The following is a 25,438-nucleotide window of genomic DNA, read 5'->3' as shown; positions in this document are numbered from 1 at the left end:
CCGTTCTTTCCCCCTCGCACAAGGATCGCCGCCTCCGCGGGCTGGCGCGGGAGGTTGAGCCACTGGCGCGCCCTGCCGATCTCCTCGCCTTCTGCGTCGAAGGCCACAGCTTCGAGTTCGCGTGGCGCCAGATCTTCCCCGAAGTCCCATTCGAGCGACCAGGGTGCGTCGGCGAGCTCCGCGACTCGGAGGCCGTCAACGACGATTTCCACCCGATCCACTTCATCGCCGACAATTACCGAGATCGACTGAGGACCGAAAACCAGACCCAGAAAAAGCGTGACGAAGACGATCATCTGATGCTGCGAGTATTTCCTGCCGGCGGGTGTTTCAGTGAGTACTGTCTCACAGGTGTCGCGTTTTGCCGTCTGTCACAATTTGGTACTCGCGTTGCATACTAGGCTCTTCAGATCTTATGAAAGCCGGTACGTTCAAGCCTCTTCTCGTGGCTCTGTATGTGGTGTCGCTGGGTGTAGTCCTGTACTTTCTGGTTGTGGGCAGCTCGTATTACCTCACGCCCCTGATCGAGCGTCCGCGGCACGAGGACTTCTTTGCACTGAAGCCCGGTGGCGAACAGGGTCGTGCTCTGGGTATTGCAGGCTCCGCGCTCATGGTCGTCATGCTGGTCTACTCGATTCGCAAGCGAGCGCCGTGGCTGCGCCGCTTCGGTCAAGTGCGCCTGTGGCTGCATTTTCATATCTTCTGCGGCATCGTTGGGCCACTGCTGGTCATCCTTCACAGCTCCTTCAAGGTGCAGGGCTTGGTCGCCCTGAGTTTCTGGTCGATGATTGTCGTCGCTCTGAGCGGGGTGGTGGGGCGGTATCTGTACGTGCAGATCCCGCGGAGGCGGTCCGGTGACGATCTGAGCCTGAACGCGGTCCGCGTGCTGAACGAGCAACTCAGCCAACGCCTGGTGGAGGAGTTCAACCTCTCTGAGGAGGTGCTGGCCGAGCTGAATCAGGTGTCCGTAAGTGGGCTCGACAAGAACCGCGGTCTCGTCCGGCTGCTCTTGGGGCTGCCCTGGGAGTCTCTTGCTCTTCGATGGCGACTGGCGCGTTTCAGAAGCCGCCTGCGGGACTCCCCAAGGAGCCTGCTTGGCGAGTTGATGCGGGTGGTAAGGCAGAAGGCTCTGCTCGAGCGCCGGATTCGTCTTTGGGACGAGCTCCAGAGGCTCTTCTTCTACTGGCATCTGTTCCACAAGCCCTTTGCGGTGATCATGTACGTTTTCATGGTGGTTCATATTGCCGTGGCGGTGGTCTCGGGCTACGGCGGATTCGGCGGATGAGGTATCCCTCCACGGCAGGGTCCGCGCTTCTCGCGATTGTCTCCTTCGTCTTCAGTCTGCTCGTTGTCCGAGGCGTTGACGCCCAGATCTCCCCGGGTGAGCTCAGTCGAGCTCACGAAGAGCTCGAGGGAAGTGGCAATTGCCTCCAGTGCCACCAATCGGGAGAGCGTGTGCCGCCGGCGAAGTGCCTGAGCTGTCACGAGGTTCTCGGTCGACGAATCGGCTCGGACTTAGGCCTCCACGCGCGTCCAGAATACGAAGACTGCAAGACGTGCCACATCGAGCACCACGGGAGGGACTTCGAGCTGGTCTGGTGGGGCAAGGAGGGTAGGGAGGCCTTTGAACATTCCTTGGCCGGCTACCACCTTGAGGGCGCTCACGCCACGATTCAATGTGAGGAGTGCCATCGACCGTCGCTCATCGGGAACCCGGAGGAGCTGCTCGCGCAGAGCAAGGCCCTCGATCGCACCTATTTGGGTCTCGACTCAGTGTGTCTCTCGTGTCACGAGGACGAGCACCGTGGCCAGATCGCCCCCGACAGCTGCTCGACTTGTCACGGCTTCGCCATGTGGAAGCCGGCTTCCCTTTTCGATCATGGTGAAGCCAGCTTTCCGTTGACCGGCCGTCATCGGCGAGTCGGTTGTGAAGAGTGTCATGCACGGATCCCCGACCCGACCTCGACCGACGGCGACACCTATTTGCGGTTCGCTGTCTCGGCTTTTCGAAGTTGCACGGATTGCCATCGCGACCCGCACGAAGGCCGTCTTGGTGGGGATTGCACGACATGCCACTCGACCGCTGGCTGGGCGCAGTTCAACCGCCTGGAGTTCGACCATGACCGAACGCGGTTTGCTCTCGAGGGAGCGCATCGGACCGTGGCTTGCGAGAAATGCCATGCTCCGGGTTCGAACTTCCGGGTCGCGCGTTTCGATCGCTGCGTCGATTGTCACGACGACGCCCACCTGGGGCAGTTCTTGGATCGAACCGACGGCGGAATCTGCGAGTCATGCCATACGGCAGAGCGTTTTGCGCCGGCATCGTTCACGGTGCTGGCTCATCAAGAGACGGACTATCCTCTCGAGGGCGCCCACCTTGCGACCGCCTGTGTAGCCTGTCATCAGACCATTCCGTTGGCGGAGCTTGCTCAACGGGTCCAGCTTCCCGTGCCGCCCCGGACAACGTTGCCGGATGTGGTCATGCAGTTTCGCTTCGATTCCACTGAATGCCAGGCCTGTCACCAAGACCCGCATCGAGGAGAAGTGGATCGATGGGTGCAGAAGGGAACCTGCGAGGTCTGCCATCTGCTGGCAGGTTGGCGACAGCTCGTTTTCGATCATGACTTGACCGACTACCCTTTGCAGGGCAGACACGCCGAAGTCGCCTGTCAGGAGTGCCATCTCGAGACCGAGAGGGATTCGGGGGACAAACTAATCCGGATGGTTGGAGCCTCCCCGGCCTGCAACGCCTGCCACGAAGACACTCATTTCGGGCAATTGAACGAGCCGGACGGGTTGCCGCGATGCGAACACTGTCATGGGTTTGTTGACTGGAAGGAGTCCTTCTTCGATCATAGCCGCGATTCCAGCTATCCACTCGAGGGAGCCCACCTGCGTGTGGCTTGTGATGAGTGCCATCCGACGGAGACGCGCGACGACCGTGTCTTCTTCCGCTACAAGCCGCTGGGTGCGACATGCGAGGATTGCCACACTTCTGCAGTTGGGGACTTGCGCTAGCCGTAGCTCTCCCGCCGAATTCGATCGCGGGTAATTCCCAGGTTGGCGAGCGCCTCGAGAACGGTTTCCATAAATCGCGACCGGGGCTCTTCGCCGGCCTGCTTCGCGAGCTCCCTGTCCCACTTCCCGACCGCCGGCCCGCAGGTGTAGACCACGACCGCCGAGGGGTCCGGTATCGAGGCCCGAATCAGTTCCTCGTTGACTCGTCCCGTTCGATAACTCGGGCCGTAGCGCTCAACGTCTTCTTCGCGACTCAGGGCATGGATGACTTCGAGCTTACCGGGATGCGCCTGGACCAGGTCGTCGAGCCGTTTCCGGTAGATGATGTCCTGCCGTGTCTTGTTGCCATAGATCATCGTGTGCCGGAGCTTCATGTCGTGATGAAGTGCGTGTTTGATGATCGCCAGGTTCGGCACCGCCCCCGACCCGGCGCAGATGTGCACCAGATGATCGGTTTTGGACTCGATATCGGGCGGCAGGACGTAGGGTCCCTTGAAACCGGTGACCACCATTCGGGTGCCGGGAGGGGTGCGAAACACCAGGAGCGGTGACAGCAGGGGTGGGTATGCAGTGACCCCGGCGCTGAACCGCTCCTCCTTGACCGTGATGGCGAGGTGGGACTCGTGGGGCGCCGAGCACATCGAGTAGGCCCTCGGCGGCTCCTTTCTTCCCTTGAGCGCTTCGAAGTAGTCGATGAAGCGATCGAGCGCCGGAAACTGGTGCGGATCAATCGTCAGAAAGTGACCGGGCTTGTACTCCAACCTGTCATTGCCGGTGAACAGGAGAAGTGTGGAGGCCTCACGCGTTTCACGGATGACCTCCGCCACCATGACCTCGAGCTGCTTGATTCTCGGTCTCGGGGCCCTTTCCGGGTCCCGGCTGGCACTGCTCGAGTTCGCTTTCCTGCTCTTGCTCATTCTTGGTCCAGGATTACTGAATCGAGGACGCGCGGCTCTCCCAAAGCGGGGATTGACCATCGTTTCGTTCCAGAGCGCTCTCCGCCCTCTTCAGCAACTCGCGGTCATCTTCGCCCGGGTCGAACTGGGCAACGCCCATCGTGATGTTCCAGCCCGTTGCTTCGCTGAAGTGATCCGGTCCGGCTTGATCGAGAAGAAGCCGGAGCTTCTGGCAAACGCTTCGAGCCCCGGCTAGATCGGCTTCCGGCAGCAGTAGGAGGAGCTCGCCCTCGTGGAGTCGACCAAGAACATCGGGAAGCCGCAACGCCCCGCTCAAGATGGTCACCGCCGAGCTCAACGACCGTTCCGCCGCTTCTCCGCTCATCGAGTCCACGAGTTTGCCGTAGGTTCCGAAGCGAACACGCGCTACCGAGAGAGGGTTTTTGTACCGTCGCGCTCGCGCCGTCTCTTCGAGTAGACGATTCCTCACGCCGCGAGGATTCAGGATCCGGAGATAGGGGTCGGTGGTTGCCAGGCGATCGAGAGCCATAGAGTGATCTTCAGCCCACACGCGCTTCGCGTGCTCACGATCCAGTGGGGCAAGGACCAGCCAGTAGATGGCGGGCGCTATGCAGAGCGAGAGCATGGCCGCGTCGAAAAGGATGACGTTCAAGGACTCGGCAGCGAGACCCCAGTTGCCGAGGAAGGTCATGATCATGACCTCGATCACGAATGCCAACGCAGCAACCGTGACCATAGTGCGGCTGGCGCTGAGGGCTTCTTTATTCACTTTCTTGGGATCTGGGTCGAATCTGTTGTTGAAGGTTCCCGGCAAGCAGGAGACCACCCACAGCGGGGCACAACAGTCCCAGGTCTTGACTCGTAGGCCAGGCAGTCGAGTTTCGGCGGGCAATCGACTCTACTCGTGACATCCGGGGAAGCAGGCCCCGTGCCAAGGTTTTTCCGCCAAAAGACGAAGCTCCTGGCTGGAGACAAGAAGGGGGAAGGCCTGTTCGGTGTCCAGGGGGGCCAGACGGGTAGGCAAATAGTGCCGCTCGAACAGCAGATCTTGCTTGCAGCTTCAACAAGCGCAGATTCCGAGGCTGGTCGTCGTGCCTGCACACGACGCCGAGCTTCGCCCAGGTCGCGGCGCCTGTGGTGGTCGACTTCCGTGTCGACCGAGTTCCGCTGTATCCTGACACCGTGGAGACGCAGGCCACAATTCGCGTCCAATGCTACGCCGGCTACCGCGGCGAAGAGACCCCGCGCAGGTTCGTCGAAGGAGACCGCCGTGTAGAAGTAATCGAGGTCGTCGACACCTGGCTGGCGCCCGACCATCGGTACTTCAAGGTTGTCGGCGACGATGGCTTTACCTATCTGCTGAGGCACGACGTCGCCCGAGACCGCTGGCGGTTGGCGGGCTCCGGCCGCCAGGCCTCCGGGCTGCTCCCCAGGAACCGGCACTCACTCCGACACTAGCGGCAGCCCGGTCACCACTTCGAGCGTCGCGTCGGGGAACACCGCGAGCTCGGAGAAGACCACCCGGTTTCCAGCACTGAAGACAGCGTATCCGTTCGGTCCGAAGATCGAAACGTTCGGACCTCCCAGGATCTCATCGCAGGCCCTGAAGACCTGGTTTCCCGTGATGGAGGTGTCCATCACAGTCATTTGGTCCGCGGCGGTGCAGGGCACCGCCGGCGCCGTCTGGGAGGAGTCCGGGTCGGCCATGAGGGATGAGACGTCGACTGCTTCGAAGTCGGACCCGACTACACCGAGGAGCTCGCGAAGCTCGTCGTTGTCCCACCGATCATCGGGCGCACCCGAAAGAAACCAGGCGGAGCCATTGTCGGCCAGCATCATGCCGTACTCCTTGAGTGCCTGGAGAATCACCTGGATCCGAGGCGAGAACCCGGTCAGGTCGAAGTCCGATCTCAACCGAAATCGCTGACCCATGGGGGGGTACTGGGCGCCGGTCAGCGACGAGGCGAAATGCCTCGCCGGCCAGACGTAGGCACGTCGCGTCTGGGGTACCGTGAAGCGCAAGGCGTGCTCGATTGCTCCGGCCTCCACCTCTTCATAGCGCACCAGGCCGGGCAAGATGGGCAAGCCCGCCGCATCGGCCGACGTCCAGGTGTCGGGCCGAAGGGCGTACGAATCGAGGTCGAAGACCGCGCCCGAGTCCGCGGTCCAGGAGGTGCCGCCGTTTTGCGGGAACGAGTAGAAGAGCTCGTACAGAGCGCACGACCCGGACTCCAGCACCAGCACGTGGCGATCCCCGTTGCTCGCGGCCCCACCCTCGATCGGTGCGTTCGGTGGAATCGGATAGGGACCGGGATCACTCTCGTCGTCGTAGAGAAAGCTGACCGGCACCGAGGGCTGGCTCGCCGGTACGACAACAAACGGAATCCCGATCGGCGCTCCCGACCCGGGAGGCCATTCACCCGAGCCGAAATCAGCGTGAACGCCGGTGTCGGCGCCGATCGTATTGACGTAGGTGGCCGAAGCGGGATCGAGTGGCAGCGAGTCGACACGCGCGTTCCAGATGCTGTCTGCCGGAAACAGCGAGCAGCCGGCGATTTGCTGGGCAAAGGCCACGGCGCCGCCGTGTGCGAAGGAGATCAGGTTGGCGGCGAGCGCCAAGGATCCGGCAAACGAAATGGGTGAGCGCCGCATCAGTCGTGAAAGCGTCCTCTCGAACACGAGCTTCATCCGTGCCGGCGCGGGGGGGCGATGGAGGACTTCACACAAGCCTCGAGCCGGTCGCCCCGCGCTTGCCCATGCTCTCTGGTAGCAGATTGCCTAGGTCGGAAGGCTGGGTTGCCCGTTCGGCTACCGGGACCTCGCCGTCCGGCCTCGATCAGTCCACGTGCTGGTCGATCAGCACAGGGTTGTCGTCCGGATCGATCAACATCAGGCTTGCGGGTCCGGTGGTCGTCTCGTCGGCTTCGGCGCTCAGGACCAGGCCCTGCTCCTTCAGGTGGCGCTGGATGTCCCGCACGTCGGTGAACTCCGCGAGACGCTGCGCGCGCGCGTCCCAACCGGGATTGAAGGTCAGCAAGTTGCGCTCGAACATGCCCTGAAACAAACCGACGGTGCTGTCGCCGTTCTGCAGGATCAGCCAGTTCTGCTCGGCCTCGCCACCCGTCACTTCGAAGCCGAGTTTTTCGTAGAACGTGCGCGAAGCGGCGAGGTCCTTGACGGCGAGGCTGATCGAGAAGTGGCCAAGATGCATGCTGTGTCTCCTGTCGGAATCGGGATTGGATAGACTGCCGTCGCTCGGGTAGCCCGCGAAGAGCGAGAGCGTGGCGATGAGCGTGATGAGCGGCCTCATGACTAGCGATTTATAACCGGTCGGACGTCGCGCTGCTTGACAGATCTTGCGAAACGGATCCAAGGCTCTCCAGCACGCCTCGCTCGACTACGTTGCGCGCGTCAATCGCGCGATCGACTACGTCCTCGAGAATCTCGAAAAGCCGCTCAAGCTCGAAGATATCGCACGGAGTGCGTGCTTCTCGCCGTTTCATTTTCCACCGCGTGTTTCGCTCGATTCTCGGCGAGACGCTTGGCCAATTCGTCAAACGGCTGCGGCTCGAGCGCGCCCTGAGGATGTTGTCGCACCAGCAGCATCGCTCGCTGACCGAAATCGCGCTCGCTTGCGGGTTCGCCTCATCCTCGGACTTCTCGCGAAGCTTCAAGCAGCGCTACGGCGTACGGCCGAGTGTTTTCGACGTCTCGACCTTTCGTGAGCGGCGGCGAGAGGAATGGCAGGCTGCGTTCGAGGATCCCGCTGTGCGTCATCGCCTCGACCGGCTACCTCCCGGCCGGAACCCGGACAACTTCGTGGTGCAGATGCGGAAGTTGCCGAGCCGCCGGGTGGCCTACATTCGCGTACTCGATCCATATCGTCCCGATGTCGTCGCCGAGGCGGCGCAGCGTCTTGTCGCCTGGGCCCGAGAGCGCGGTCTCGAGGGCGGACAGTGGCTCGGCTACATGTGGGACGACCCCGAGATCGTCGCTCACCGCGATTGCCGCTACGACGTAGGCGTCGAGGTGGAGGCTGCAGAGTCCGACGGAGAGGTCGGTGTGCTCGAGTTCCCGGCGATGCAGGTCGCGCAGGTCGAGCTGCGCGGACCGATCGAATTGGAGATGCGCGCGCTCGACTGGCTCTTTGGAACGTGGCTGCCGGGCAGCGGCTATGTGCCGAGCGAGCAGCCCTGTTTCGAAGCGTGGATAGGCCTGCCATTCGCGCACGGCACGAATCACTTCGAGCTGCTGTCGCAGATTCCGGTCGAGCCCGGCTGAGGCCCGAGGACAGCCGCCACGGCTTTCAGGCCGCTTGGGTCGAGACCCAATGAATGGCATTCAAGAGGTTGTCGGTTCGATCCCGATCGGCTCCACCAATAGTCAGTAGTCCACAAGGCACCGCGACTCTGGCGAGGGAGCACTATCGTGCTGAGTGGTCAGCACGAGCACTCCTGCTCAACAGGCCCCTCGGTCACGGCCGCCTCCACGCGCTCGACCCGCAGGTCGTAACAACCGGCCTCCAGGTCGCGGACATGCAGGTACTCGACCTCGGCTTGTGCCAGCAGCCGGTCGATCGTCAGCTCGATGTCGCGGCCCGTTGCCAGCTCCTCGGCTAGAAGCCTACGCTCGCGCGAGTAGGCGTTGAAGACCAAGAGATGCTGTCGGAGATCGTTGGGAAATTCGCCGTCCTCCGGATATCGGTCGCATTCATCCGCATGGATGAAGACGGGGCCCGGGAGTGGCGGCACACCCAGTTCTGCGAAAGGGTCAAGCGTGAAGAGAATGCGCTTCTCGGCTCCCACATGGAACGTGCGCAGGCAGTGGCGGCACGGGCCGTGGCCCTTTGCTATCTCGATGTGAGCAGGGTGCTCCGCAAACGGAGAAGCCAGGGTCGAGCGTACTGATTCTGCGATCGAGGTCGGGATGGCGATACAACGGAAAGTATTCACGAGTCACTCCTCTACTAGGTTTGTTTGGCGCCAGCCTTGGCTGAGGCCGCACCGGGCGGCCGAAAGCTATCGGGGCGGCGACCTGGCGGGCCACCCGAATCTTGCCGCCGGAGAACACTCCGGCGATGGCCGGCGTCTCCGTTTTTCTTGTACAGGTCCGAAAGCGGCGAGACAGAAGCGCGCGCATTGAGTACGGTACAGCCACAAGGGCGACACACCCACCGACGATGACGGAGGATTCCACTCGATGACGACACCCGCCAGCCGCCCGATGCCGTTTGTGGCAGCGTTTCTTGTTCTTGTACTTGCGGGTTGCCGCCCGGAGGTCGATGAGACGGTGCCCGCCGAGCGCAGCCTGGCTGTGGCCGAGTACGCCGTATCTACGTATTCCGACGCGGCGATCGCCACTCTGGGTGAGTTGGTGAGCTTCCGCACGGTCAAGCAGGAAGGGCTCGAGAACGTCGACAACCCTCACTTCCAGCAGCTCACCAAGTACCTCGAACTGAAGGCCACCGAACTGGGCTTGGATTTCACCGACTACGGCGCCGTGGTCGTAATAGGTCTCGGCGACGCCGAAAACCGCCTGGGCATTGTGACCCATGCGGACGTTCAGCCGGCTGATGCGACAAAGTGGAAGGCGGATCCGTTCTCGCTCGACCTAACTTCGGAGCCTGGCAAACTAGTCGCGCGCGGTGCGGAAGACGACAAGGGGCCTTTAGCGTTGGCGCTCTACGCCATGAAGTCCCTCGGCGACAAGGGCCTGCCACGGAGGCGTCGGATAGAGCTCATCGTGTCCTACACGGAGGAATCGGACTGGGGGCCGTTCCGCGCCTTCCTCGAGCACTACGACGAGCCGGATCTCAATCTCGCGCTCGACGCCAACTACCCGGTCGTCACTGCCGAGAAAGGCTGGGGTGAGATCCATTTGAGCCTTGCCGGACGGAATGAGGCCGAAGAGACACCCTACCTGGCGTCGCTGACCGGTGGGGCCTTCCTATCGCAGGTGCCCGAAGAAGCCGAAGCGGTGATCCGGGGATCGACCGCCGATTTCGAACGACGGTTGAGAGCGGCGTCGGAACAAAGCGCTAGCGTCGGCTATACGTTGGAGCGTACCGGCGATCGGCTCGAGTTTCGCGCCCACGGGAGATCGGCGCACTCGATGGAGCCCTGGGCAGGCCGAAACGCCATCACTCATCTGGCTGCCGTACTGGGCGAGTTCGCTTGGCCGGACACGGCTGCCGCCCGCATGGTCCGGCTCATCAACGATCTCGTGGGCACGAGCGACTACGGCGAGCGCTTCGGCGACCTCGCCCACTCACACTCGTTCATGGGCCCTTTGACCCTGACTCTGGCCACCGTGTCATCGAGCGGTTCGACTCATGACGCCGGAATCAGCTTTCGACGCCCGGTGGGGCGCACGGCCGAGGAGGTCGAGGCCGAGATCGAAAAGGCCGTCGCTGCCTGGAGAATCGATACGGGGGTCGCGGAGCTCGGCCTTAGATCCCGAATCGACGAGCCGTATATCGCCGAAGGAGCCCCGCACGTTCCGGTTCTCCTCGACGTCTTCCGCCACTACACCGGAGTTCTGGACGCCGGACCGATCGCCATTGGTGGCGGCACCAACGCACGGCTGCTGCCCAACGGCGTGAGCTTCGGCCCCGCGATGCCGGGCGCCACCTACACGGGTCACACGGAGCACGAGTTCATGACGCACGGGCAGCTGCTGCTCAACCTCCGAATGTACACGGCGATGATGGTCGAGCTTGCTGGCTAGTCTGCCAGGGGCTGGACCGGTCCTTTCCTGCACGAGATCACAGGAGCTTGGCCGCGCCCGCGGGTGCCCGTGGCCTAGCTTGCTTTTCGCCGAGGAGCGCCCCGCGCCAGGTCCATGAGCTTCTCGAACTCGCGATGGAAGAGCGCGACGATAGTCTCCGGATCGGGCACCAGCCCCTTGTCGCTGGCGACGCCGAGCCGCACGTTGCCCGCGTAGCTGATGAAGCTGATCCCCAGCCCCACGCGCCCGGACTGCGGCACCCAGAAGAGGAGCGTGCGCAACGGTCGCCCGGCCATGTATACGGTTCGGCGCGGTCCGGGCACGTTGGTGACGACCAAAGTGGTCCTGGCGCCGATGTGCTCCACCAAGAGCTTCTGAATCTCGGTCGAGGTCATACCAAGAGTGCCGAGCAGACCGAGCGCGACGCCCGCCTCCGGGCTGCCCTTGAGCTCGCGCATCCTGTCGCGCACTTCGAACAGCCGCTCGAGCGGATCGGCGAGTGTCAGCGGAAGCTCGACGAAGACCAGGCCGAAACGGTTGCCGAGTGACGCGCGGCTGGCGGGGGATCGGAGGTTGACCGGCACGGCGGCGTGGAACGCGAGGTCGTCCACCGGCTCGCCACGCTTGGCGAGGTAGCTTCGCAGAGCGCCGGTGACGGCCGCCACCAGGACGTCGTTCACGGTGCTCCCGGTCACCTTCCCGACGGCTTTGACGTCGGACAGAGGCAGAGGCTCCGACCAGGCGGCCAGCTTGGCGACGCCGAGCGGACCCTTGAGCGCGGTCGGCGGGTCGGCGGGCCGGAGCAGCAGGCGCCCCAGAACCGACGTCCCGCCGATTCCGAGCCTGGCCAGCTCGAGAGCCCGGCCGGGGTCGGCGAGGATCCGCGCCTCCTCCCGCAGCACCCGGGACGCGAGGCTCGCTGCCCGCCGCAGTCCCGTGGGAGCACTGCGAGGCCGCTGGCCCGGCTGCGACTCGGCGAGCCGGGCGCCGCGCGGGCGCGATTCGAGTCGCCGGCGCTTGGGCCTGTCGTCGGTCAGCGACCGCAGTACGCCCATCAGGGCGATGCCGTCGGCGATCGCGTGGTGGATTCGCACCAGAACGGCGCAGCCTCTGTCGTAGTTCTCGATGTGGTGGATCTGCCACAGTGGCTTGGAGTAGTCGAGGGGCGAGCTCATGAGCGCGCTCACGAGCTCCCGGAGCTCCTCCTCCCCGCCCGGAGCGGGCAGTGCCACTCGCCTCAAGTGAGCGGACAGTTCGAATCGCCGGTCGAGCTCCCAGGTCGGCTTCTTGACGAGCGTTCCGCGCTCCACCACCCGGCGCCGGAAGCGATCGTAGCGGAGCAGCCGGCTGGCGATCGTCCGCTCGAGACGCCTCGGGTCGAGTGGCCTGTCGAAGATGAAGAGCGCGGTCACCATCATCAGGTTGGTGGGATGCTCCATGCGCAGCCACGCCATGTCGACCGCGGACATGGCCCGAGTTCGGCGCTCGGCCGCATCTCGCCCGATCGCACGGCCGTGCGTCGAAGCCCTCGCTCTCTTTCGTCCGGGCCTGGCCATCTCGCCTCCTTGCCGGACGCGGTCGCGGGCTTTTCGGCGCCGCGACTCAACCGCGTCGCGGCATCTCTATAAACGTTAACGTTATTGGACTTACGGCTATTCCGCGTCCGGTGCCGAGCCTCGTGCCCGCCCCTTGGGGTGTTGGAGGAACCGGCGCCGGCTGTCATACTAAAAAATGACGGTAAAACCAACCGGCCGGTTCGCCGGCAGGTTCAGGGTCGTACTCGACACAGATGATGTCGGTGCAAATCGATCTTCCCGCGCCCTTCAGTGTCGGAGAGGTGACCGTGGAAGAGGCGCTCGAGCGGCGGCGCTCGATTCGCTCCTACGCGAGCTCAGCGCTCACTCTCGAGGAGGTCTCCCAACTCCTCTGGGCCGCCCAGGGAATCACCGGCGAGGACGGTGAGCGTACGGCGCCTTCGGCCGGTGCCCTCTATCCGCTCGAGATCTACCTTGTCGCGGCCGACGCCAGCGGGCTCGAGCCCGGCGTCTATCGCTATCTGATCGAGGACCACGGTTTGCAGCTGGTGTCGACGGGCGACGTCAGGCGCGAGCTGACGGCGGCCGCCTGGGATCAGGACTGGATGAGCCGGGCGCCGGCGGCTCTGGTGGTCGCCGGAGTGGTGGAGCGAACGGCGAAGAAGTACGGCTCCCGCGCGCGGCGCTACGTGCTGATGGAAGTGGGCGGAGTCACCGAGAACGTCTCCCTGCAGGCCGTCGCCATCGGGCTGGCCACTACTTTCGTCGGTGCGTTCGACGACGGTGCGGTCGCCGGCCTGTTGGGTCTCAAAGCAGGCGAGGAGCCGTTCGCAATCCTGCCGGTGGGCAGGCGCCGCCGTTGAGCCAATGTTCGGGTTGCGCACGGGGCCTCGGGACCGTTCGTTTCTGATCATCACCGTCGCCGGATTCGTGGCGACGATCGCTCAGGTGTTGCTGCTGCGTGAGCTGCTCGTTCTCTTCCACGGCAACGAGATGTCGACCGGGCTCGCGCTGGCCGGCTGGCTGCTTTGGACCTCCCTGGGGAGTGCTCTGGCGGCGTGGAGGTCGAGCCGTGGCGTTGTTCGGGAGAGCCCACTGGGCCTGCTTCTGACGCTCCTGGCAGTCGCCCCGCCGGCGCTGGTGCTCGTGGTGCGGGGAGCCCGGACGCTGTTCGCGATCCCCGCCGGTGAGCTGGCGCCAGTTGGCAAGATGGTGCTGGTCTGTCTGAGTGTGCCGTCTCTGTTCGGCTTGGCCGGGGGGGCGCTTTTCGGGCTCTGCTGGGCGTACAGTCGCGGAGGCGAGGCCGATGGCGCGCCGGCGAGACCGCTGGCGATCTATCTGGGCGAGGCGGCCGGGGCAGCCGCCGGCGGCATTGTCTTCTACTTCCTGCTGCTGCGCCTAGCGTCGCCGCTCTCCGCCGCCATTGCCGTGGCGCTTCTGCCGCTAGCTGTGTCGGGCTGGATCCTCCGGCGGCGGCCCGGGAAGGAGCGCGCTCGGGGCGCCCGCCTTGTGTGGGTGCTCGCCGCCCTCGGTCTGGCCGCCGTCATCGCCGCGGGCGATCGTCTGGAGGAACGAAGCCGGCGGTGGCAGTGGGGCGAGAGCCTTGCTCTCGCGCGGGACACCCCCTTTCACAACATCGCCATCCTGCGGCAGCCCGGCCAGGTGACGGTGTTCACCAACGGCCTCTGGCTCTTCACCCTGCCCGATCCAGCCTCGGCGGAGCCCGCGGTTCACACGGCGCTACTGCAGCACCCGAGACCCGGGCGCGTGCTGTTCATCGGTGGTGGGCTGGGTGGCCAGCTGGAGGAGGCGCTGAAGCATCCGAGCATCGAGGCCGTCGACTACGTGGAGCAGGACCCGGAGTTGATCCGGGAGAGCGAGCGGTTCCTGAACACCCGGGCGCGGGCCTCGCGTCGGGATCCGCGCCTGCGGACGCACCATCAAGATGCGGCGACCTTCCTGCGCCACCACGCGGGGCGCTACGACGTGATCTTCATGAACACCGGGGATCCGATCAACGCGCAGATGAACCGTTTCTTCACCGTGGAGATGTTCCGCCGGACCGAACGGCATCTGCTCCCCGGCGGGATTCTCACCTTCTCGGTGCCGGGCGGGGGCGACATGATCGGGCCCGCCCACGCCCGCTACCTGAGCTCGATCAACCGCACGCTGGGCGAGGTGTTTCCCGAGGTGGCGGTTCTTCCCGGGGGCAGGGCGAGGTTCTTCGCGGCCCGAGAAGCGGGGTCGTTGGTGCTGGACCCCGCGGTTTTGGCCGGCCGGATCGAGGCCCGAAGGCTCGATCTCGTCCACGTGCGCGAGGACACGCTTCAGGATCTGATGAGCCCCTTCAGGCTCGATCACGTTCGGGCGCTGCTTTTGGAGTTCGGGTCGAGTCCCGTCAACCGGCAGTTCGCTCCGATCTGCTACCTCCACGCCCTTAGGCTGTGGGCGGCCCAGTGGCACCCGGAGCTGGAGCGGATCCTCGGAGCGGCAGCATCGGTACGCCCGCTGGTCCTGAGCGCCGGACTGGCCGCGTTCGGAGCGTTGGTGATCCTGTTCTTCTGGATCGGGCGTCTCCGCTACCGGGCTGCCGTGGGAGCGAGCGTGTTCATCCAGGGCGCCGTGGGGATGGTGCTCCAGGTCGTGCTCATCCTGACCTTCCAGATCCTCGAAGGGTTCGCCTATCTACAGCTCGCCCTGATCATCGCCCTCTTCATGGCGGGTCTGGCCGCCGGTACCCTCTGGGTCGCCGCGTTCGGCCACTGGCAGAAGCGCGCCTTGGAGCCCGCCGCCGCGATCCGCTGGTTCACCTTGCTGCAGGCGGGCGTCACCGCGTTTCCGTTGCTGCTGCTGGTCTTCTTCTCGCCCGCCGGTCAGGACCTGCGGGATGCGCTCTCGCCCGCGGCGGCCTCGTGGGTCTTCTCGGCGGCCAGCTTCGTCGCCGGGACTCTGGGGGGCGCCCATTTCTCCCTCGCGGCTCTCGCCTCGGCGGCCGCGGGTGGAGGGCTCGGGCGTGCCGGCGGGTATCTGTACGCCGCGGATCTCGCCGGCGCCGCGGGCGGGGCGTTCGCCGCCGGCCTGGTGCTGCTGCCGCTCTACGGGGTGCCGAACACGCTCGTTCTGCTGAGCCTGGCGTCGCTCGTGTGTCTGGTGACAGTCCTGCGCCGACCCCGCTAGCTCCCTGCTCGCGACGGGAGCTGGTGAGAAGATCAGGCTAGGTAGGCCGCCATATTCCCTTGATGGCGTGCTCGCACTTTGTGCACCGGCCGTCGGCGAGAGCGACGACCTCGGTGATCAGACCCACACGCCGGATGAGCAACTCTCCGCAGCCGGGACAGTACGTGTGCTTGCCGGGATGCTCGGGAACGTTGGCGATGTAGGCGTAGTCGAGCTCTTCCTCCATGGCGATGGCACGAGCGCGCTCGAGAGTCGGCACCGGCGTCGGCGGAAGGCTCTTCAGACGGTATCGGGGATAGAAGCGATAGAAGTGCACCGGCACTTCCGCCCCCAGCTCTTGCCTGACCCACCGGCACATGGCGCGCAAGGTATGCGGGTCGTCGTTCTTGCCGGGGATGAGCAGATTCACGACCTCGGTGTGGACGTCGTGCTCCTTCAGAGTCGTGAGCGCCTCCAGCACCGGCCGGAGCTCGCCACCCACGAGATCCCGGTAGAACTCGTCGCTGAAGCCCTTGAGATCGATGCATGCCGCGTCGATCACCTGACAGATGTCCTCGAGCGGAGCCCGGTTGATGTAGCCCGCCGAATGCATCAGGTGCAGCAGGCGCCGGTCGCGGCAAAGGCGCGCGACGTCGAGCATGTATTCGATGAAGACGACCGGCTCGACGTAGGACGAGGCGATGGACCGGCAGCGGTAGGCCTCGGCGCGCGTCACCGTCTCGGCAGGCGGCAGCTCATAGTTGAAGGTCTCCTCCGGTCGGGCCAGCGAGGCTTCCCAGTTCAGGCAGGACTTGCAGCGCAGGTTGCAGCCGGCGGTGGCGACGGAGAGCGTCTTGGTCCCTGGGAGCACGTGATAGAAGGGCTTCTTCTCGATGGGATCGATGTTGAGGGCACAGGGGTTGGCGTAGGCGACCGTTTCGAGGGACCCGTCAACGCTCTCCCGCACGCCGCACAACCCCCGCCGGCCGGCCTCGATCCGGCAGCGATGGGGGCAGAGATCGCAGCGGACCAGGCCGTTCTCCAAGCGGCTGAAGTAGGCCGCCCGCCGGCGGCTGACCAGGCCCATCCGCGGGCCGCCGGTCGTCGGCGTGGCGAAGGACAGGCAGGGCAGAAGACCGCCGCCGGCGGAGGCGAGGACGCCGGCCCCCACCCGTCGGGCGAAGTCGCGGCGGTCGATCCGTTCACCCATCGAAACTCCTCAAAGATTTCACCCCTTACCGTAGCGCCGGTAGATGTTGCGCGTTGTCACCGATCTCCGATCCAGGTTCGTGAGGCCCGCCTCCTCGGCCCAGGTCATTGCTTCCAGATATTCCTCCGCGGTGATGCCGCGTCCGATCTCTTCGAACTCCGCCGCGCGATAGGCAACGTGGTACTGGGCCATGATGTTGACGTAGGTGTCCGGCGAGACCTCTTCAGCGACCCACTTCGTGAACTCCCGGGTACCCGCCACGCGGTTGGGCATGACGAGATGGCGGATCATCAGGCCGCGCACCGCGTGACCGCGCTCGTCGGTGGTGTGACGACCGACCTGGCGGTGCATCTCGAGGATCGCCTTCTTGGCCACCTCCGGGTAGTCGGAGGCTCCGGCCGAGTACTTGGCCGACTGACTTCCGTCCATGAATTTCATGTCGGGAAGGTAGATGTCCACGACCCCGTCGAGGATCTTGAGGATCTCGACGCGCTCGTAGCCGCTGGTGTTGTAAACCAAGGGTAGGCGCAAGCCCTCGCGGAAGGCGATCCGCGTCGCCCTGAGAATGTGCGGCATGACGTGAGTGGGCGTCACGAGATTGATGTTGTGACAACCGACCTTCTGGAGCCGGAGCATTTTGTCCGCCAGGCGTTCGTCGGCGAGCCGATCGCCCAGTCCCTTGTGAGAGATGGACCAGTTCTGGCAGAAGACACAGCGCAGGTTGCAGTTGGAGAAGAAGACCGTGCCGGAGCCACCCTCTCCAACCAGCGAGACCTCCTCGCCGAAGTGCGGGTGGGCGCTGTAGACCATCACCTTTGAGGGGGCTCTGCAGTAGCCCTTCTCTCCGGCCCTGCGCTTGACTCCGCACTTCCTGGGACAGAGCTCGCATGATTCGAGGATGCTGTCGGCCTGCTCGATGCGCTCGGCGAGCCGGCCCTCGAGCTCGAGCCGGCCGTAAGCGGGAAGCCACTCGCGTGTTCTCGGAGTAGCGGCAAGACGGGTGCCCGGCACCAGCAGGGTGCCGCTCAGGAGCAAAGACTTCGTGATGAAGTCGCGGCGCGTGGTTGCCATGCCTGGACCTCCTTGGGTTGGCCGCTCTGCAACGCCTGCCTGTCCCATTTGACACCCGAACCAATCGCCGGTCAAGGCGCGAGGTCTTCCGATGGCATGGGATCCGCCCAAAGCCCCTGGCGACTGCTGTCGATTCTCCGACCCAGTGCACCGATGCCTTGGCCGTACTCGATCAGATACTCGTGAGTCCGTTGCCCCCTACCGCCCCGCCCCGTACGCCCCGAACTCCCACCACAGCTGCTCCCGCGCTTTCTCGCGATTGCCAATCTCGTTCATGGTCGCGGCGTCGTAGAGCCGGCCGTTGATCATGGTGTGGGTGACGTTCTCGGACTGGCGGATGTCTTCCAAGGGGTTGCCGTCGATGACGACGAGGTCGGCGAGCTTGCCGGGCTCGAGGGAGCCGAGGTCGCTGTCCATGCCCAGGTAGCGGGCTCCCTCGAGGGTGGCGGAGCGCAGAGCCTCGTGGGGCGTCATGCCGCCCTGGACGAGCATCCAGATCTCCCAGTGGGCGCCGAGGCCCTCGCGCTGGCCATGGGCGCCTATCAGAACGCCAACTCCGAGGTCGTTGAGCTCTTTGCAGATGCGGGCGTTGTGGAAGTGGTTCCACTCTTCGTCCGGTGCCAGGTTGCGGCGCCGGGAGCGGCGGTCGACGATCTCGCGCGGGACGAAGGTCAGGAGCCGCTCGTTCTCCCAGACGTTGGTCTTGGCGTACCAGTACTCCTCACCCCAGAGGCCGCCGTAGCCGACGACGAGTGTGGGCGTGTAGCCGACCCGGGACTCTCTCCAGAGCTGCTTGGTGTCGTCGTAGATCTTGGCGACGGGGATCGAGTGCTCGATGGTGGTGTGGCCGTCGACGAGCTGGGTCAGGTTGTGCTGGAAGGTCGAGCCGCCCTCGGGGTAGACGAGCATGCCGAGCTCGCGGGCGGCGGTCATGACCTGCTGGCGTTGATCGCGCCGCGGCTGGTTGTAGGACTTGACCGAGAAGGCTCCGACGGCCTGGAGGCGTTTCAGGTGGTAGCGGGCGTCTTCCAGGGAGTCGATCTCGGCCCGGAAGTCACCCGAGGCGCCGTAGAGGATGGTGCCGGTCGAGAAGACCCTCGGCGCGACGATCGTGCCGGCTTTGGCCATTTCGCTCGAAGCGAAGACCTCGGCGGTGTCGTTCGAAGGATCGTGGGTGGTGGTCACACCGAAGGCGAGACCGGCGTAGTGAAACCAGTTCTGCTGCGGGATGATCTGCTCGGTGCCGGCGTCGCCGTGGTAGTGGATGTCGACGATGCCGGGGAGGATAGTTTTGCCGGTGGCGTCGACGATGTGGGCGCCGGCGGGAACGGCGGTGCCGGCGCCGCCAACGGCCACGATGCGGTTGCTTTTCACCACGACCGTGCCGTTCTTGATGATCTCGGGGGCGTCTGATTCCTGCGAAGCTTCCCGCATCGTTACGAGCCGGGCGCCGGTGAAGGCCACCGTGCCCTCGGGGACGTCGGCCTCCTGGGAGAAGCCGATATGAATGCCGGAACCCATAGCGGGCGGCTCGGGCAACGAGGTGTCTGAGCCAGCGGAGCCGGCAGCGATGTCTGAGCCAGGGGAGCCAGGTGCCCCGTCGGCCAGAAACGCGAAGGCATCTTTCAGCTCGCGGGTGAAGAGCTCGGGCCCTAAGGCCCAGTGGAGCTTGTTCGAGTCGCCCGACCAGTGCAGGTACTCGCCGGCGTCCGAGTTCACCTTGGCGAGTGGCAGGGCCTTGCTCTTGGGACCGATCTCGACGGCCTTACCCGTTGGCGGGAAGGGCGCGATGAAGGCATTGAAGCGCTCGCGAAAGGCGATCCACTCGCCGTCGGGCGAGACCGCGAATTCGGTGGCGGCTTCGGATTCCAAGTGCGTGCGCTCGTCCGAGCCGTCGAGCTCGATCGATTTCAAGAGGCGCTTGTCCTCGTCGCCACGAGCGGTGAAGTAGACGCGCTCGTTCGAGTCGCCGAAGAAGGGCTCGTAGCCCTCGCGGGTCACCAGCCACGACTCGGCAAAGGTCGACGCGTAGATGCCGGGGTCCTTCGACCAGGTCGGGCTGCGCAGCCAGCCGCCTTCGACCTTGCGGTAGACGACGGTGTTGCCGTCGGGGCTGACCTTGGGCTCGATGTAGTGGCCGGGGTCCTCGGTCACGGTCTGGCCGTTGCTATTGCCGGCATGGGCATCAACGTCTACGATCCGGACCGAGCCGAGCGCGCGATCGTTCCAGGTGGTGTAGACGATGCGCCGGCCGTCGGGCGACCACGAGGGGTAAAGCTCGAAGTGGTCGGTCTGGTTGGTGAGGCGGCGTGGTTCGCCGTCCGGCAAGTCCTTGACCCAGATGGTGCCGAGGGCCTGATAGAGGACTCGGGAGCCGTCGGGGGACACCTGGACCCAACGGAGCATCTTGACGTCGAAGTCCTCTTCCCAGGCGGTCTGAGGTGAGAGCGACCGTTCGTAGATCGTTCTGCTGTGGTCGACGGTGAACGGGATCTCGGTGACGACCCCTTCTCCAATACCTCGAACGGAAATCTTCTGGATCTTGCCCTCGGCCCAGAAGACGATCGATCCCGAGTCGGGGGTCCAGGCGATGGCTGGGTAGACGCCGTGGATGGCCCAGGTCTCCTGCATGTCGCGCTCGAGCCCATCGTAGATCGGCCATTCGTCGCCGGTTCGGACATCGTGCAGATAGAGGACGGTCTTGGCGCGCACGCGGCGCACGAAGGCGATCAGCGAGCCGTCGGGCGACGCCGTGGGGCGGACCGAGCCGCCCTCGCCGTCGATGAATCGCTCGGTTCGGCCCTCTTCGCGGTCGAGGCGCTGGATGGTGTAGATCTCCTTGTTCGAGTCCTTGTTGTACTCGAAGGTCTTACCCGGGGTGGTGTCCTGGGAGTAGTAGAGGTAGCGGCCGTCGGGAGAGAAGGCGGGCTCGCCCAGGTCTTTCTGCTTGTTAGGTTTCTCGACCATCTGTAAGCCGTCGCCGCCGGTCCAGTGGTAGAGCCAGATCTCGCCCGAGCCGAGCGAACGGCGCGAGGTGAAGTGCTTGCGGGCGGCGATGTACTGCGAGTCGGGGGTCCAGGTCGGGGAGTTCAGGAGGCGGTAGGTCTCGGAGGAGACGGCGGTGGGATTCGCCCAGCCGGTGAAGGTGCCGGGAATGGAGTTGGGATCAGGGACACCGTTTTCAAGGTCTCCTTCCGACTCCTCGTCATCCTCCGCGGAATCGCCCTCGCTGTTGCTCTCGCTAATGCCGTGGAAGATCGAGGGCTCGTCGAAGCGTCGCTTCATCACCCAGATGTTGTCGCCGCCGCCGCGGTCCGAGGTAAAGGCGATCTTGGTGCCGTCGGGTGAATAGCGCGGCTGCATGTCCCAGGAGACGCCCTCGGTGATCGGCTTCGCCCGGCCGCCTTCGATCGGCATCTCGTAGAGGTCGCCTAGGAGATCGAAGACGATCGTTCGGCCGTCGGGCGAAACATCGAGTGACATCCAGGTGCCCTCGTCGAGGCGGATCGGAATCTCACGGGTCGGCCCGGGGGCGGAGTCGACCGACCATTTGTCCTTTTTCTTCTCGTCGCTCTCGCTTTCGGTTCCAGCGGTTTCGGACTTATTGGTCTCCTCGGAGTGTCCTGGAGGTTCCTCGACCGAAGCTGAGGGATGGCGACCGTGGGAGTGGATGCTGGCCGAACGCGTGCCTGTGGCTGCGGCTTGGGTGCCGCCGGAGAAGACGACGAGCAGGCCGAAGACGGCGAAGAACGACTGCAGTGAAAGGGGGCGATCGAATTGCATTGGGGAAGCCTCCGGAGAGAGTTGCGGGACAGGGGGGATTGTACGCGAGGAAGGAGCACGTTCCAGCGCCGAGTCGGCCCGACATCAGGGCGCGGTGTGATCGGGCCGAAGAGCTCGAGAGGACCACCAGAGGACCGGTGGGCTTTGCGTCTTGATGAGCAATGACAAAGCCGAAGAGGAATGCCATAGAGACTTATGGTATTAACTATGGTACGATCGGCGAAATGCCGAGCCCAGAGATCACCAAGATCACGGTCCACATCCCGGCCGATCTGCTGAAGAAAGCCCGCAAGTCGACAGGGCAGGGGATTACTGAAACCGTGCGCGAAGGGCTCCGGCTGGTCGCGGCTCGGCAGGCCTTCGAAGAGCTCCGGATGCTCAAGGGCAAGGTCAAGGTGCCGATCGACTTGGACGCGCTGCGCGAGGATCGGAGTTGATCGCCGTCGACACGAGCTCGCTGATCGCGTTTCTGGGAGGGGAGGAAGGCGACGACGTGAAGGCACTCGAACAGGCTCTGGAGTTCGAGCAGGCGGCTCTGCCGCCGGTGGTTGTGACCGAGATCCTCAGTGTCCCTCGGTTGGATCGCCGGATCGGAGCGCTGGTTCGCGCGATGCCCAGTCTCGAGATCCGCGCCGGCTTTTGGGAGCGGGCGGCGGCGACGCGGCGCAAGCTCCTCGGCAAGCGGCTCAGAGCTCGCCTCGCGGATACCCTGATCGCCCAGGTTTGCGTTGATTCCGGGACTCCGCTGATTACCAGGGACTCCGACTTCCGCCACTTCGAGCGCCACGCCGGGCTGCGGTTGGTGTAGGGATCGGGCTCGAGACCGCGCCTGGTTACCGATGGGGACTGCTTGAGATCGCGCCCGCCTCGGCCACGCCGCCCGAGACGATGAACTTCATGGTCTGGGTGCTGCCGGCGGCGAGGGTGCGGATGCGGTCGCGGGGCACGAGCACGAGCTGGCCGGCGAAGTTGTAGGACTGGGGCACGTAGACGGAGGCGAAGCCGGGCAGGCCGAGCTCGCCGAGGGCGTCGCGGGTGAGGAAGCCGAGGAGTAGGAGGTTCGGGTCCTCGGTAGGCGCGACCGCGACCGGCTGGTCGAAACGCTTGCGCTCGCCGACGAAGGCCTGAGTCAAGTCGCGGAGGGCGGTGTAGAGGATCTTGACCAGCGGTACTTTGGCAAAAAGAGCATCCAGTTGACGGAAGAGCCAGCGCAGGCCGATGAGGCGAGCGAGAAACCCGATCAGAGTGATTCCGGCGAAGGTGACCAATAGGCCCGCTCCCGGGATCACGCGGCGATCGAGGAGCTGCTCGAGGTGCAGCCAGCCGTCGATGGCCGAGAAGGTGACGTAGATGAGCCAGATCGTCGCCGCGACGGGCGCGACGATCAAGAGACCGCGAAGGAAGTTACGGATGACGATTTGGAACATTGGCACCCTCCTGTTTTGATGCCGCGATTCTAGCGAGGGGGTGGCTTGGCTGTAGGTGCCGCGGGCGGGCTCTCCAAGGGAGCCGTCCTGTAGCGGTTGACACGGAGTGCGAGTAAGCTGAGGACATCTCGATCCACACGACCGATTGAGGCCGCCGGTGCCGCCTCTCCGCGAGCGCAGAGAGGCTCGCTCCGAGGCGCACGCGGCCGGCCTCTTGTAGCAGTCGACCACCGCTTGCCCTCGACCGAAGCGAAGGGTGTCGAGCGGGGCTCGGACAGGACGGTCGAGACGAGCTCGACCGCTACATCCGGATCTCCTCGGTCCGAACCGTGAAGGAGCGCCGTGTGCGCCCCGGAGTGAACCTCTCCATCTACTGTTGGCTCACGAAGGGGCGACATCGGCGCGACACTGTCCGTTCAGGAGTTCTACCGGTACATCCGATAAGATCCGCGTCATCTTGCTCACCACCTTTCGGGAGGCCCCCATGTCGTCGACACGCTCGCGCTCCGCTCTTGCTTTCTTAATCCTGCTGGCGATGGCTCTCGCTCTTCCCGCCGCCGATCTGGAATGGCCCGGGTTTCGGGGCGTCAACGCCGCCGGGGTTTCGAGCTCAACCGGACTGCCCACCGAGTTCGGACCTGAGAAGAACCTGGTCTGGGAAGTGGAAGTTCCTTTCGGCCGGTCATCGCCCGCGATCTCGAAAGACCGGATCTATCTGACCGCGGTCGATGGCAACGATCTCGTGACGCTCGCGGTCGACCGCAAGTCGGGCAAGGAGCTCTGGCGCTGGACCGTCGAACGAGTCGAGAAGGCCGAGTTCCATACGGCGACGGATTCGGCGACGCCGAGCCCGGTCACCGATGGTGAGAATGTCTACGCGTTCTTCCATGAGGCCGGCCTGGTGTCCTACGACGCCAACGGCAAGGAGCGCTGGCGCGTGCCGTTGGGGCCGTTTCGCAATTTCTACGGCATGGCGGCTTCGCCGGTCCTCGCCGGCGAGCGGCTGTTCGTGCTCTGCGATCAGGCCGAGGGCTCGTTTCTGCTCGCGGTCGACAAGAACACCGGCAAAGAGCTCTGGCGTCAGGAGCGGCCGGCGCGGCTCGAGGCCTACACGACTCCGATTCTCTATCCCGACGCGGACGCTCCGAAGGCCCTGTTGGTGTCGGGATCGCGCTGGGTGGACGCCTACGACCCGGCGACCGGCGAGATTCTGTGGACGAAAAGCGGTGTCGCAAGCGGGCCGATCTCGACTCCGGTGCTGATGGGAGACACTCTCTACGTGAGCGGCATCGACCATGCGGAGGATGGCTGGGCGCCGTTCGGGCCGCTGCTCGAGCAGCACGACAAGGACGGCGACGGCGAGCTGTCCCGAAAGGATGTGGAGGGTGCTTGGATCGCCAACCACTTCGGCTGGCTCAACTCCGACGGCAAAGCGAATATCACGATCGAGGATTGGCAGCGGGTCGAGCGCGAGATGGTCAACGAGCACTGGGGCGTCTACGCGATCCGGGTTGGCGACGGCTCCGCCGAGACGGTTTGGAACTACCGCAAGAACGTGCCGTACATTCCATCGCCCCTGGTTCACGACGACGTCTTCTACATGATCAAGGACGACATCATCACCAGCCTCGACCCGAAGACCGGAGAGGTTCTCAAGCGAGGGCGGCTGGGTGAGTCGAAGTCGAAGGTCTACGCTTCGCCTATTGCGGCCGACGGCAAGATCTACATCGGTACGCTCGATGGCGACGTCGCGGTGCTCCGGGCGGGCGCCGAGTGGAGCGTGCTGGCGAGCAATACGCTCGGTGACGAGATCTGGGCGTCACCGGCGATTGCCGACGGACATCTTTATGTGAGAACCAAAGGCAAGCTGTATGCCTTCGCTGCGAAAGCCGAGCCGGAAGCGAAAGAGGAGCAGGGCTCGCGCCAAACCAGTTGGGAGGGGACACCTTGAGAAAGATGTCCCTGAGCTACTCGGGATCTTCCAAGTCGATTCGCTTGAGCCGCTCGAGCTCCTGCTCGCGTGCCACGAGCTCTTCTTCGGTCGCCGCGAGCTCCTCGCGCAGCTTGACGATCTGAGACTGTAGCCGTCCGATCCTACCGCCGAGTTGATCGACTTTCTTGGACTGGTCTTCGGATCTGGCCTCGGTCTGGGTAGCCTCCTCACGCAGTGAGGCCAGCTCCCGTTCGACCTCCCGGCGCAGAAGGTTTTGAGCCCTGGCATCCTCGCGCAGCCGTGAGGTTTCGAGATGTAGTGCCAGGAGCAGCGCCGCCTTGGCCGCGTACTCACTCCGAGGACGGATGTAGGAGAGCCGGACGAGGACGGCTTCGGCCGCCTTCGGGTCGTAGAGGTCACGCTCGGGCTGCAGATAGATCAGGCCCAGGTGGTAGAGAGCGTTCTCGACGCGGCGGCCGCCGTCACGTCTTTCGAGCAACTCGAGGTAGGCGTCGCGAGCGCCCGCGAAGTCGCGATCCGCGAACAGGCGATTGCCGTGGCTCTTGACCAGAGCGCAGCCCGAGAGGGCGAGCAGACAGGCAAGGCCGGCGCAGGTCTGCATCATCCATCGGCGCGGCCATCGGCTCCTTGGGCGATTCATC

At 64.6% G+C, this 25,438-nt stretch carries 22 protein-coding genes; 10 read left to right on the top strand and 12 right to left on the bottom strand.

Features of this window, described 5'->3' with window-relative positions; genetic code table 11:
* On the bottom strand, window positions 1–296 hold a 296-nt coding region (locus GY769_25875), incomplete at its 3' end, for a hypothetical protein (protein MCP4205355.1).
* Between the two features lie 119 nt (window positions 297–415).
* Between GY769_25875 and GY769_25870 the strand changes: the two genes are divergently transcribed.
* Together GY769_25870 and GY769_25865 are read left to right on the top strand one after the other, a co-directional pair.
* On the top strand, window positions 416–1,285 hold the full coding sequence (locus tag GY769_25870; GenBank protein ID MCP4205354.1) for a hypothetical protein: 870 nt from the start codon (window positions 416–418) through the stop codon (window positions 1,283–1,285).
* Window positions 1,282–3,018: a hypothetical protein gene (locus GY769_25865; protein ID MCP4205353.1), complete on the top strand. Its 1,737-nt coding sequence runs from the start codon at window positions 1,282–1,284 to the stop codon at window positions 3,016–3,018. Before GY769_25870 ends, GY769_25865 begins: the two co-directional genes overlap by 4 nt.
* On the opposite strand, the gene GY769_25860 is transcribed toward GY769_25865, so the two are convergent.
* Both GY769_25860 and GY769_25855 read right to left on the bottom strand, forming a co-directional pair.
* Complete coding sequence (locus GY769_25860) at window positions 3,015–3,935, bottom strand: oxidoreductase (protein ID MCP4205352.1); 921 nt, start codon at window positions 3,933–3,935, stop codon at window positions 3,015–3,017. The genes GY769_25865 and GY769_25860 overlap by 4 nt on opposite strands.
* Window positions 3,936–3,948: 13 nt before the next feature.
* Window positions 3,949–4,827: a diguanylate cyclase gene (locus GY769_25855; protein MCP4205351.1), complete on the bottom strand. Its 879-nt coding sequence runs from the start codon at window positions 4,825–4,827 to the stop codon at window positions 3,949–3,951.
* 290 nt (window positions 4,828–5,117) lie between these two features.
* On the opposite strand from GY769_25855, the gene GY769_25850 reads away from it, so the two are divergent.
* Window positions 5,118–5,393 carry a hypothetical protein gene (locus tag GY769_25850; protein MCP4205350.1) on the top strand — a complete coding sequence of 92 codons (276 nt, stop codon included), beginning with the start codon at window positions 5,118–5,120 and terminating at the stop codon, window positions 5,391–5,393.
* On the opposite strand, the gene GY769_25845 is transcribed toward GY769_25850, so the two are convergent.
* Entirely contained in the window at window positions 5,379–6,614 is a 1,236-nt protein-coding gene (locus GY769_25845; GenBank protein ID MCP4205349.1) for a hypothetical protein, read from the bottom strand. The genes GY769_25850 and GY769_25845 overlap by 15 nt on opposite strands.
* A 157-nt stretch (window positions 6,615–6,771) precedes the next feature.
* On the bottom strand, window positions 6,772–7,146 hold the full coding sequence (locus GY769_25840; GenBank protein ID MCP4205348.1) for a VOC family protein: 375 nt from the start codon (window positions 7,144–7,146) through the stop codon (window positions 6,772–6,774).
* A 269-nt stretch (window positions 7,147–7,415) separates the two neighbouring features.
* Between GY769_25840 and GY769_25835 the strand changes: the two genes are divergently transcribed.
* Window positions 7,416–8,216 carry a helix-turn-helix domain-containing protein gene (locus GY769_25835; GenBank protein ID MCP4205347.1) on the top strand — a complete coding sequence of 267 codons (801 nt, stop codon included), beginning with the start codon at window positions 7,416–7,418 and terminating at the stop codon, window positions 8,214–8,216.
* Window positions 8,217–8,374: 158 nt separating this feature from the next.
* On the opposite strand, the gene GY769_25830 is transcribed toward GY769_25835, so the two are convergent.
* A complete protein-coding gene (locus GY769_25830) occupies window positions 8,375–8,887 on the bottom strand; it encodes a DUF1203 domain-containing protein (GenBank protein MCP4205346.1) in 513 nt (170 codons plus the stop codon).
* A 247-nt stretch (window positions 8,888–9,134) separates the two neighbouring features.
* Between GY769_25830 and GY769_25825 the strand changes: the two genes are divergently transcribed.
* The gene (locus GY769_25825) at window positions 9,135–10,661 is read left to right on the top strand and encodes a dipeptidase (GenBank protein ID MCP4205345.1); all 1,527 of its coding nucleotides are present in this window, start codon (window positions 9,135–9,137) and stop codon (window positions 10,659–10,661) included.
* A gap of 74 nt (window positions 10,662–10,735) precedes the next feature.
* On the opposite strand, the gene GY769_25820 is transcribed toward GY769_25825, so the two are convergent.
* Window positions 10,736–12,217, bottom strand: a complete 1,482-nt coding sequence (locus GY769_25820) for a wax ester/triacylglycerol synthase family O-acyltransferase (GenBank protein ID MCP4205344.1) — start codon at window positions 12,215–12,217, stop codon at window positions 10,736–10,738.
* A 233-nt stretch (window positions 12,218–12,450) separates the two neighbouring features.
* Here GY769_25820 and GY769_25815 point away from each other — a divergent pair, with 233 nt between their 5' ends.
* Both GY769_25815 and GY769_25810 read left to right on the top strand, forming a co-directional pair.
* Window positions 12,451–13,059, top strand: a complete 609-nt coding sequence (locus GY769_25815) for a SagB/ThcOx family dehydrogenase (protein MCP4205343.1) — start codon at window positions 12,451–12,453, stop codon at window positions 13,057–13,059.
* A 4-nt stretch (window positions 13,060–13,063) separates the two neighbouring features.
* The gene (locus tag GY769_25810; protein ID MCP4205342.1) at window positions 13,064–15,373 is read left to right on the top strand and encodes a hypothetical protein; all 2,310 of its coding nucleotides are present in this window, start codon (window positions 13,064–13,066) and stop codon (window positions 15,371–15,373) included.
* A gap of 37 nt (window positions 15,374–15,410) precedes the next feature.
* Here the strand turns inward: GY769_25810 and amrS are convergent, their stop codons facing one another.
* The 3 genes from amrS to GY769_25795 form a co-directional block, all read right to left on the bottom strand.
* A complete protein-coding gene (amrS, locus tag GY769_25805; GenBank protein MCP4205341.1) occupies window positions 15,411–16,562 on the bottom strand; it encodes an AmmeMemoRadiSam system radical SAM enzyme in 1,152 nt (383 codons plus the stop codon).
* 18 nt (window positions 16,563–16,580) lie between these two features.
* On the bottom strand, window positions 16,581–17,633 hold the full coding sequence (locus GY769_25800; protein ID MCP4205340.1) for a radical SAM protein: 1,053 nt from the start codon (window positions 17,631–17,633) through the stop codon (window positions 16,581–16,583).
* 198 nt (window positions 17,634–17,831) lie between these two features.
* Complete coding sequence (locus GY769_25795) at window positions 17,832–20,996, bottom strand: amidohydrolase family protein (protein ID MCP4205339.1); 3,165 nt, start codon at window positions 20,994–20,996, stop codon at window positions 17,832–17,834.
* A gap of 644 nt (window positions 20,997–21,640) precedes the next feature.
* On the opposite strand from GY769_25795, the gene GY769_25790 reads away from it, so the two are divergent.
* Window positions 21,641–21,853 (top strand): hypothetical protein, encoded by a 213-nt coding sequence (locus GY769_25790; GenBank protein ID MCP4205338.1) that lies wholly within the window; start codon window positions 21,641–21,643, stop codon window positions 21,851–21,853.
* On the top strand, window positions 21,850–22,224 hold the full coding sequence (locus tag GY769_25785; protein ID MCP4205337.1) for a PIN domain nuclease: 375 nt from the start codon (window positions 21,850–21,852) through the stop codon (window positions 22,222–22,224). Before GY769_25790 ends, GY769_25785 begins: the two co-directional genes overlap by 4 nt.
* A gap of 25 nt (window positions 22,225–22,249) precedes the next feature.
* Here the strand turns inward: GY769_25785 and GY769_25780 are convergent, their stop codons facing one another.
* Complete coding sequence (locus GY769_25780; protein ID MCP4205336.1) at window positions 22,250–22,843, bottom strand: DUF502 domain-containing protein; 594 nt, start codon at window positions 22,841–22,843, stop codon at window positions 22,250–22,252.
* Between the two features lie 484 nt (window positions 22,844–23,327).
* On the opposite strand from GY769_25780, the gene GY769_25775 reads away from it, so the two are divergent.
* Entirely contained in the window at window positions 23,328–24,794 is a 1,467-nt protein-coding gene (locus GY769_25775) for a PQQ-like beta-propeller repeat protein (GenBank protein ID MCP4205335.1), read from the top strand.
* Window positions 24,795–24,810: 16 nt separating this feature from the next.
* On the opposite strand, the gene GY769_25770 is transcribed toward GY769_25775, so the two are convergent.
* A complete protein-coding gene (locus tag GY769_25770; GenBank protein MCP4205334.1) occupies window positions 24,811–25,437 on the bottom strand; it encodes a hypothetical protein in 627 nt (208 codons plus the stop codon).
* Between the last annotated feature and the right edge of the window lies 1 nt (window position 25,438).

The sequence above is a fragment of the bacterium genome, from assembly GCA_024224155.1.
In the GTDB taxonomy this organism is placed as follows: domain Bacteria; phylum Acidobacteriota; class Thermoanaerobaculia; order Multivoradales; family JAHEKO01; genus CALZIK01.
Note: the sequence above shows the minus strand (reverse complement) of the source record. Positions and strands in the feature narration are given on the sequence as shown.

Excerpts from the sequence above, each read along its gene's own strand:
- GY769_25870 (MCP4205354.1), top strand. The coding sequence starts at position 416 with ATGAAAGCCGGTACGTTCAAGCCTCTTCTCGTGGCTCTGTATGTGGTG.
- GY769_25865 (MCP4205353.1), top strand. The coding sequence starts at position 1,282 with ATGAGGTATCCCTCCACGGCAGGGTCCGCGCTTCTCGCGATTGTCTCC.
- GY769_25860 (MCP4205352.1), bottom strand. The coding sequence starts at position 3,935 with ATGAGCAAGAGCAGGAAAGCGAACTCGAGCAGTGCCAGCCGGGACCCG.
- GY769_25840 (MCP4205348.1), bottom strand. The coding sequence starts at position 7,146 with ATGCATCTTGGCCACTTCTCGATCAGCCTCGCCGTCAAGGACCTCGCC.
- GY769_25825 (MCP4205345.1), top strand. The coding sequence starts at position 9,135 with ATGACGACACCCGCCAGCCGCCCGATGCCGTTTGTGGCAGCGTTTCTT.
- GY769_25820 (MCP4205344.1), bottom strand. The coding sequence starts at position 12,217 with ATGGCCAGGCCCGGACGAAAGAGAGCGAGGGCTTCGACGCACGGCCGT.
- GY769_25815 (MCP4205343.1), top strand. The coding sequence starts at position 12,451 with ATGATGTCGGTGCAAATCGATCTTCCCGCGCCCTTCAGTGTCGGAGAG.
- GY769_25810 (MCP4205342.1), top strand. The coding sequence starts at position 13,064 with ATGTTCGGGTTGCGCACGGGGCCTCGGGACCGTTCGTTTCTGATCATC.
- amrS (MCP4205341.1), bottom strand. The coding sequence starts at position 16,562 with ATGGGTGAACGGATCGACCGCCGCGACTTCGCCCGACGGGTGGGGGCC.
- GY769_25800 (MCP4205340.1), bottom strand. The coding sequence starts at position 17,633 with ATGGCAACCACGCGCCGCGACTTCATCACGAAGTCTTTGCTCCTGAGC.
- GY769_25795 (MCP4205339.1), bottom strand. The coding sequence starts at position 20,996 with ATGCAGCCGCGCTATTCACCCGACGGCACCAAGATCGCCTTTACCTCG.
- GY769_25790 (MCP4205338.1), top strand. The coding sequence starts at position 21,641 with ATGCCGAGCCCAGAGATCACCAAGATCACGGTCCACATCCCGGCCGAT.
- GY769_25780 (MCP4205336.1), bottom strand. The coding sequence starts at position 22,843 with ATGTTCCAAATCGTCATCCGTAACTTCCTTCGCGGTCTCTTGATCGTC.
- GY769_25775 (MCP4205335.1), top strand. The coding sequence starts at position 23,328 with ATGTCGTCGACACGCTCGCGCTCCGCTCTTGCTTTCTTAATCCTGCTG.
- GY769_25770 (MCP4205334.1), bottom strand. The coding sequence starts at position 25,437 with ATGAATCGCCCAAGGAGCCGATGGCCGCGCCGATGGATGATGCAGACC.